The sequence below is a fragment of the Desulfoluna sp. genome, from assembly GCF_030145185.1.
Taxonomy (GTDB): domain Bacteria; phylum Desulfobacterota; class Desulfobacteria; order Desulfobacterales; family Desulfolunaceae; genus Desulfoluna.
In genome coordinates, this window is record NZ_JAQYWB010000128.1 from 1 (window position 1) to 7,863 (window position 7,863).

The window sequence follows — 7,863 nt, forward strand, 5'->3', positions numbered from 1 at the left end:
CCGGCTCGCCCGAAGGGTGAGAAAATCAAACAGAATACCGTTGATTACATTTTGCATTTTTGAAACGACTAAAAATATTACTGCAAAAAACTGTAATTATTGATTATTCCTTGGTTCTGATTGTTTTCTCATGAAATATCCGGGCTAAAACAATCCAAAGCAACATATGTGATGGGACTTACGGCAACACCCCAGAGGCGGGATGGACATCAACCCATTATCTATATGCAATGCGGACCTGTCCGATATAAAGGAAAATCATCACAGAACACCCAGATGAAGCTGAATGTTCTGCCACGTACTCTGGACACCCCCGCCCCAAACGAGGAGCTTGGTATTCAGGGAATTTTCAAGCATATTATTGACGATGATGCGCGCAACAGGCAGGTGGTTGACGATATTTCAGCTGCGTTTTCAGAAGGCCGAAAAATCCTGGTTTTAACAGAAAGGGCAGCACACTTAAAAACGCTTCAGGAAAGGCTCAGGGAGACGGGCATGCCACATGTTACGCTCTATGGTCGAATGTCTCGAAAAAAGAGAGAAGACGCTCTAAAAAGGCTTGAATCACTTTCTGTCGATGAACCAAGGCTCCTTCTTGCCACAGGTAAATTAATCGGGGAAGGGTTTGACCATCCACCGCTCGATACCCTGGTTCTTGCCATGCCCATCTCATGGAAAGGGACCCTTCAACAGTATGCCGGCAGACTTCATCGCTTAGAGAAAGGCAAAAAGGATATCCGAATCTACGATTACGTAGACCATGAAATCGCACCCTTGAAACGAATGTGGAACAAAAGATGTAAGGGGTATAAGGCCATGGGGTACGAGATAGGCTCATCTCAAGAAATGTTTCTATTTGATGAATGAGCGTAATTCAAAGGAACTGTTCCACGGCATTCAAACACCATGCCCTTGACCTTTCCACGTTGTATTCGTAGTGTAATTCAAACTGACGGTGGAACAAAAGATTATATGACACAAACCGTAGATCATCGATAAGGCACACATTCTTTCAGGAAAAACTCATGACTATAGACACGCAGCAATCAGCCATCCTCAATGATGAGGACGTTGAGATTGAATACACGGATCTGACCCCCCCGCCTGGAGAAGAGGAGGACATGTCTGACCCTGTCATGCAGGAGCCATTCAACCCCTCTGAAATAAACATTATCTCTAAGCAAGACTCACTGCGTAACCTGATCGAACGGCTGAATCACAACGAAATAGATATGAATACCGATTTCCAGCGCCATGCCGAACTATGGGATTACCCCAAAATGTCACGTCTGATCGAGTCTATTCTCATTCGGTTTCCGCTTCCTGCATTTTACTTTGACGCGTCGAACGAAGACAGCTGGCTCGTTGTCGATGGGCTTCAACGTCTTTCTTCCATTCGTAAATTTGTCGTGGAGAAAAAATTAAAACTTCGAGGGCTTGAATATCTCAAAGATTTTAATGGTAAAAGCTATGACGACCTACCTCGGACTTATCAGCGAAGAATTGATGAATGTCAGGTCACCCTCTTCCTCATCCAGCCAGGCACACCAGAGGCTGTGAAATATTCCATTTTCAGGCGAATCAATACCGGAGGTCTGATTTTAAACGATCAGGAGATCCGCAACGCCATGGCCGCCCCCGAACTCAGAAAATATCTCGAAGAATTGGCTGATGATGAATACCTGAAAAAAACAATTGGTGATCAGAGCCGACGAATGGTCGACCAGGAGATGGTGCTGCGCTTTCTCGCATTTCAGTTCATGGACTATGAACAGAGCAAAAAAAACATTGCCACATTCCTTGATGAGATGATTAAAAAGCTGGAAGGTGCTTCAAAAAAAGAACTCAATGAGTATAAAACGTCTTTTCAGACAGCCATTGAAAGATGCTGGATGGTATTTGGCGAATCAGCGTTTGAAAAAAGTACGACAGGTCAAACATCAAAGAGAGTGAGAAAAAATTCAACCCTATTTGAAGTCTGGACCAACGCGCTTGCTCAACTCGCTGAAAATGAGATAAAAAAGTTATACATTAATAAAGAAATGTTGATTCAGAGCCACCTTAATCTTATGACTCATGATAATGATTACTTTCGGTCAATCACCTATTCAACCCAGAAAAAAGACCATTTCAGAACAAGAAAAGCCAAAGTTTCCCAAATTATAAAAGAGGTCCTTGATGCTTAGGTTCATACGCGTCCAACGATTTAAAGCATTGAATGATGCCACCTTCCCTCTCTCATTTTTAAACCTGTTCAGTGGTTTGAACGGCATGGGAAAATCATCACTGATTCAAACGCTGCTGCTTTTAAGGCAATCTCAGGAAAAAAACACCCTGCTAAATAAAGGCCTTCTACTCAAAGGGGATTATGTTTCAGTGGGAACCGGCCAGGATATTCTGTCTGAAAATGCAGAGAAAGAAACAATCGAGTTTACGATTGTCTGGGACGAGAGGCCTCCGGTAAACTTCATCTTCAACTATTCAAGCAAATCAGATCTTCAACCACTGGGGGAAAAGGAACCGATAGAAGACATCCAATCCTTAAGCCTTTTCAATCAAAATTTTCAGTACTTATCAGCAGATCGAATCAGCCCTAAAGCGGCCTATGAAGCCTCTGACTACTACATCAAAGATTTGAACTCCATTGGCAACCATGGGGAATACACCGCCCATTATATTGCAGAGTATGGGCTGAAAGCGTTGCCAATAAAAGGACTGAAACATTCAAAGGCTGCATCCTTGTCACTTCTGGACAACCTTGACAAGTGGATGTCTGAAATTTCGCCGGGAATTCGTATTCATGCCCAACTGCATCAAGCGATGAATACGGTTGCCTTGAGTTATGCCTTTGAGCAGGGAAAGGATATGACGGCTGACTTTAAGCCGCAAAATGTCGGTTTCGGCCTTACCTTTGCCCTGCCTGTACTGGTGTCAATTCTCCGGGCAAAACCAGGTGATATGCTAATTATTGAAAATCCTGAAGCTCACCTGCACCCCGGTGGTCAGTCGGCTTTGGGCCGCCTGTGCTCAATTGCTGCCAATAATGGCGTTCAGCTGTTTATTGAAACACATTCGGACCATTTTCTTAATGGAATCCGTGTTGCCGTAAAAGAAAAAGTGATTGCAAACCATGATGTGAAACTTTTTTATCTTGAAAGGAGCACTACCTCAGTCCATGAAGCTCTTGTTGTCTGCCCTGAGATTGATGAGCAGGGAAGACTGAATGTCTGGCCACAGGGCTTTTTTGATGAAGGGGACAGGTTGCTGGAGAAACTCTTATGACATCATGCATTGTGTTCAATCACCACTCCCTTCCTTTTGATGTTTCTGAAGACGCCGATAAATGCATTCCTGACTTTTTAAAAATATGTGTGATGTCGCAGAACATCGGTCTTTCAACCATCCTGGTTGATGAGAGTGTTGACAAAGACTGGTTTCGAATGGAACTGGCTGACCACTATTACTGGCAGGAGTGGCACAGGAAAAACCAGAACAATGAAAACAAAGATCTTATCAGAGCATTTCGGAGCGTCGTTACCAGGCAGCCATTCTTCAATTCCGAAGAGATTGACGATGGCGCAGACCTTTTTGATGTGAGTTTTGAAAACGACCCTTCTTTTTCAGCGCTCCGTGCTGCGGCATGGCATGAAGCGCCGCTCACCAGCTTTCCAACCCGTAGGCCCTGGACAATGTCATCCTTACCGGTAGACGTTGAAACGCTGGACCAATCGGGCACGTTATCCTTAAGCAGAATAAATATTCTGAATATTTATTCTTTAGATGGTTTCGAGAGAGAAACTCATAGACTTCAGAAGCAAAGAAATGCGTTAATCACATCGGGCAAGACTCTCCTGGCACAAAGCTCAGAAATTTTCGCCCACCTTACCTTTTGTGGAAATTCTCAGCAGCAACTAAACTCCTGGTCGGCAAGTAAAACCGTCTTGGATCAGGTTAAAGAATCATTGACCGCCCTGAATCATTTTTGTGAAAAATGGAAGGATGGAGTCTACCCCATCTATCGAGCGGAGTGCTTGCGTGAAGTCGGCTTGAATCATAAAGTCAGCGGCGAGTCTGAAACAGTTCTGCGTACCCCGCGATTAAGAAGTGAAAGAGAATTCTGGCTGCCTGAGGGCCACAGAGAAGTTTTTGAAAATCATGTTAAATTGACCCATGGTTTTCGTCTTCATTTCTTCCCCGCCAACAACAAAAAGCACATCTATATCGGCCATATAGGGCCTCATTTAAGACTCAAATAGCCGAAATATGATATATAGAACAGAAGATATAAGGCCTATAAAGCCATAAGTTACAAGATCGGTTTATCTCAAGAAAAGATCAGAGGATCAGGGGACAGGCACCATACGCTTTTCTGAATTCCCCCTGAAAACGCTCGCCGGAGGCTCTGTGATAAGGTCACAAAAATACCCGGAACAATCACCATGCCCTTTTTCATAATGGATTGAGCGCAGCGACTCCTCGTACGAAGCACGAAGAACCAAGAACAAAACACCTCTCTCTCTCTCTCTCGTTCCCAGGCTCTGCCCTCCAAGCTTAAAACCCCGCAACCTGTGAGTTTCACCCCTGCCCCACTGCTTTTCATACCGGCAAGACAAACCCGAGAAGCAAAAAAAATGGGCTCACGAATGGGACCGAAACGATCATCATTCCCTTTTGTATAATAGATAGAGCGCAGCGACTCCTCGAACCAAGCACGAATAACCAAGAACCAAGCACATCTCTTTCCCTGTCTCGTCCCCAGCCTCTGCCTGGAAACACTCCCCGGAGGCTCTGTGATAAGTTCACGAGATACCCGGAACAATCACCAGCCCTTTTTTATAATGGATAGAGCGCAGCGACTCCTCGAACGAAGCACGAAGAACCAAGAACGAAGAACCTCTCTTTTTTCTCCCTCACCCCCTACCCCACTGCTTTTCATGCCAGCAAGGCAAACCCGAAGGACCTGTTGATCCGGGTCCCTCCGCTTCAGGGTGGGGCCGGATCGCAATAATTCCATGTTTCATACTTTCAATAAAAGGGAGCCCACGAACTTTTCATGGCGGATTATTAAAGGGCAAACATGGAAATCTGCCCATATCAACGGCCTAACCCGGACATTTCACGAGTCGAGTGCATTCATATTCAAGGCATCAGAGCTGCAGATGTAGTGGTTTACCTCAATGCTCTGATAACGCAGAAGATGGGTTCACTCGGCTCGCCGGAAGGGAGAGAAAATAGAACAGACGATCGAAAATGACACTTTATATTTTTCGACATAACACTCTGCAATAAAGATGTATGTCCTTTTATATTTCGGTTTCTCATGAAATATCCGGGCCAAAATGGAATTATGTCTATCTATCACGGTATTCAAGGCAAAACATGGAAAATCAAAGGCAGGTATATCAATATATGATGAGGACTCCTGGCAGGATCAAAACAGAACGCAAAAAAACTCTCTTGGCCGATAGCACAATAAATTGAGCCCATTGAAAATGATTCGGCAATCCATTCTTGATTTGTCATACGAACTATGATCTCATCCTTAATAACTGGACTTTTTGTTCGGTAGTATTGAACATCAAAACATAGAACCCCACCCCCTCCAATTTTCCACTTTATCCCCTTGGATATCGGATAACCTGTCCGAAGTTCAGGCCTATATAGGTGATAGATAGAAAAATGAGCGGGTTATTCACAATGTTAGAAGGCAATTTTAATGTCATATTCGCAATTTATAGATCTGTTATCCAGTTTTTGGGGACTTATCAGCGGCATCTATTTCTCCATTGGTGTTTTAAAAACATCAGATGAATTAATCAAAAATATTTCATCCTTATTTTTTGCAAGTGGCGAATGGGTTGCTGTCGTATTTGCTCAACAAAAAGTCGACTTTCAGTTTGGTATTGGCTACCTTTTTTTGGCATTTCTTTCAGGGTTAATTGTTAAGTTATTACCTGCACTCGAAACCACGCCAGCGTTTGAGTGGTTTTGGCCAGCGGTTCCCATTGCGTTTACTATAGCGATAGCACCAGCTTTGGCCCTCGCACCGTTAAGGACACAAATGCTTGAAAAAGCAGAAACTAAAGCAAGAAATTACAATAGATCATCGTCAAGCGAAGCAGCTTAAAACTTCTAACGGGATAGGACCCCTCATCACTGAAGGGCCCTCCCACACCACCTGGCATACGGATCGCGTACCTCGGCGATTCGGCTGATCAAAGGAGTTAGACTCCCGGAAGGAACAATCCGCGAGAGAAGAAATATCGGGGCGGAAGCGCAAAATTTATCCACTTGACCTTGCTCATGCGCCAGTATTTCTTACGTGCGTTGCCGCACATAACGGCGGGACCATGAGGGATTCCAAGCTTCTTTAAATTACGAATCTTGGTCCTTGGATTCTTCCACTGCTTCCAGACGACGCATCGAAGCCGCCTGATAATCCACTTGTTCAGGGCTTTGAAGATGTACCTGGCTTCCGTAAGACGGTAGTAGTTCCACCATCCCCTGAGGTAATTGTTCAACTCCTCAATTATCCTGTACAGGCTCTTTCCGCAGTTGCGGCTTGTCAGCTTCCGGACCCTCTCCTTAAATCGTTTGATCGATTTGGCGTGGATCCGGATCTTTGTCTTCCCATACATTTGGATAAACGTAAAACCAAGATACTTGCGCAGCCACGGCCTGCTGACAGCGCTCTTCTCCTCGTTGACCTTAAGCTTGAGCTTTCCCGTGATGAACACGGTGATGCTTTTCTTGACTCGTTGTGCAGCATTACTGCTCTTGGTGTAGATCATGAAGTCGTCGGCATACCTGACAAAGCAATGCCCCCTCGCCTCCAGCTCTTTGTCCAGCTCGTCAAGGACGATATTGGAGAGCAACGGTGAGAGAGGGCCGCCTTGGGGCGTGCCTTCCACTGACGGCGAGACAAGCCCGCCGATCATCGTCCCGGCGGTCAGGTATTTGCGGATCAGCTTCAAGACGCGTTTGTCCTGAATCCGTGCCGCCAACCTGCTCATCAGGCGATCGTGGTTGACCCTGTCGAAAAACTTTGACAGGTCCATATCGACGACGTGAGTGTACCCCTCAAGCAGATAGCCCTTTGCCTTATATATGGCGTCACGCTGGCACCGTTTCGGCCTGAATCCGTAGCTGGACTCAGAGAACGTTGGGTCCCATACCTGCTCCAATATCTGGCCAATGGCCTGCTGGATAAGTCGATCAAGCACCGTCGGGATACCCAGCAACCGCACCCCTCCGTCCGGCTTGGCAATCTCTTTGCGCCGTACGGGAAGAGGGTTGTAGGTCCCATTTAAAAGCTCTTCCCTGATTTTGAGCCAGTGCCTCTTCAGGTATCCGCCAAGCTGAGTGACGGTCATCCCGTCAACCCCGGGGGCTCCCTTGTTGCTACGGACTCGTTTCAAGGCCCTAAACATATTCCTCCGCTCAAGAATCATCTCCATGAGCCGGGGGTTGCCTCCCAGACGTTCGGCTATCTGCGACGCTACGAACATTTCCTCCTGCCGGGGCATGATGTTCATAAGTACACACCTCCTACTTGTCATTTTCATTTACCCGTCCCATTCGGACCGGGCACCGTTCAGGCCTTTCGTCGGGGTGAGGCTCCTTAACCGATTGACCCGCAGGTAACTCTCGCATCTCGTTTCCTCCGACTACATTATGCCCTCTGCTGACTCCTCCCATGCGGTCAAAGCAGGTTGCCCTGCCCTCAGCCAATTTCCGTCGCACGCGACGTCCCAGGGCACATGGGAGGCCTCCCGGGGTAAACACACGCCTTTCGGTACGTGGGCGCCGAGTATACGGGCAGAGCCTACAGTGGATAGAGGACTTCGCCTTGTGTTGCAGGCT

General features: G+C 46.3%; 6 protein-coding genes. 5 read left to right on the forward strand and 1 reads right to left on the reverse strand.

Annotated features, from left to right (window positions below):
* Nucleotides 1-276 precede the first annotated feature (276 nt).
* From Q1Q75_RS22005 to Q1Q75_RS22025, 5 genes are all read left to right on the forward strand, one after another.
* Nucleotides 277-867 carry a helicase-related protein gene (locus tag Q1Q75_RS22005; protein ID WP_300675281.1) on the forward strand — a complete coding sequence of 197 codons (591 nt, stop codon included), beginning with the start codon at nt 277-279 and terminating at the stop codon, nt 865-867.
* Nucleotides 868-1,025: 158 nt separating this feature from the next.
* Nucleotides 1,026-2,186 (forward strand): DUF262 domain-containing protein, encoded by a 1,161-nt coding sequence (locus Q1Q75_RS22010; protein WP_300675283.1) that lies wholly within the window; start codon nt 1,026-1,028, stop codon nt 2,184-2,186.
* Nucleotides 2,179-3,282 carry a DUF3696 domain-containing protein gene (locus tag Q1Q75_RS22015; protein WP_300675285.1) on the forward strand — a complete coding sequence of 368 codons (1,104 nt, stop codon included), beginning with the start codon at nt 2,179-2,181 and terminating at the stop codon, nt 3,280-3,282. The genes Q1Q75_RS22010 and Q1Q75_RS22015 overlap by 8 nt, the downstream gene beginning before the upstream one ends.
* Nucleotides 3,279-4,256, forward strand: coding sequence for a hypothetical protein (locus Q1Q75_RS22020; RefSeq protein ID WP_300675287.1), 978 nt, complete (start codon nt 3,279-3,281; stop codon nt 4,254-4,256). Before Q1Q75_RS22015 ends, Q1Q75_RS22020 begins: the two co-directional genes overlap by 4 nt.
* A gap of 1,460 nt (nt 4,257-5,716) precedes the next feature.
* Complete coding sequence (locus tag Q1Q75_RS22025; protein ID WP_300675289.1) at nt 5,717-6,127, forward strand: hypothetical protein; 411 nt, start codon at nt 5,717-5,719, stop codon at nt 6,125-6,127.
* 97 nt (nt 6,128-6,224) lie between these two features.
* Here the strand turns inward: Q1Q75_RS22025 and ltrA are convergent, their stop codons facing one another.
* Nucleotides 6,225-7,535 (reverse strand): group II intron reverse transcriptase/maturase, encoded by a 1,311-nt coding sequence (ltrA, locus tag Q1Q75_RS22030; RefSeq protein WP_300675291.1) that lies wholly within the window; start codon nt 7,533-7,535, stop codon nt 6,225-6,227.
* Between the last annotated feature and the right edge of the window lie 328 nt (nt 7,536-7,863).

Excerpts from the sequence above, each read along its gene's own strand:
- Q1Q75_RS22005 (WP_300675281.1), top strand. The coding sequence starts at position 277 with ATGAAGCTGAATGTTCTGCCACGTACTCTGGACACCCCCGCCCCAAAC.
- Q1Q75_RS22010 (WP_300675283.1), top strand. The coding sequence starts at position 1,026 with ATGACTATAGACACGCAGCAATCAGCCATCCTCAATGATGAGGACGTT.
- Q1Q75_RS22015 (WP_300675285.1), top strand. The coding sequence starts at position 2,179 with ATGCTTAGGTTCATACGCGTCCAACGATTTAAAGCATTGAATGATGCC.
- Q1Q75_RS22020 (WP_300675287.1), top strand. The coding sequence starts at position 3,279 with ATGACATCATGCATTGTGTTCAATCACCACTCCCTTCCTTTTGATGTT.
- Q1Q75_RS22025 (WP_300675289.1), top strand. The coding sequence starts at position 5,717 with ATGTCATATTCGCAATTTATAGATCTGTTATCCAGTTTTTGGGGACTT.
- ltrA (WP_300675291.1), bottom strand. The coding sequence starts at position 7,535 with ATGAACATCATGCCCCGGCAGGAGGAAATGTTCGTAGCGTCGCAGATA.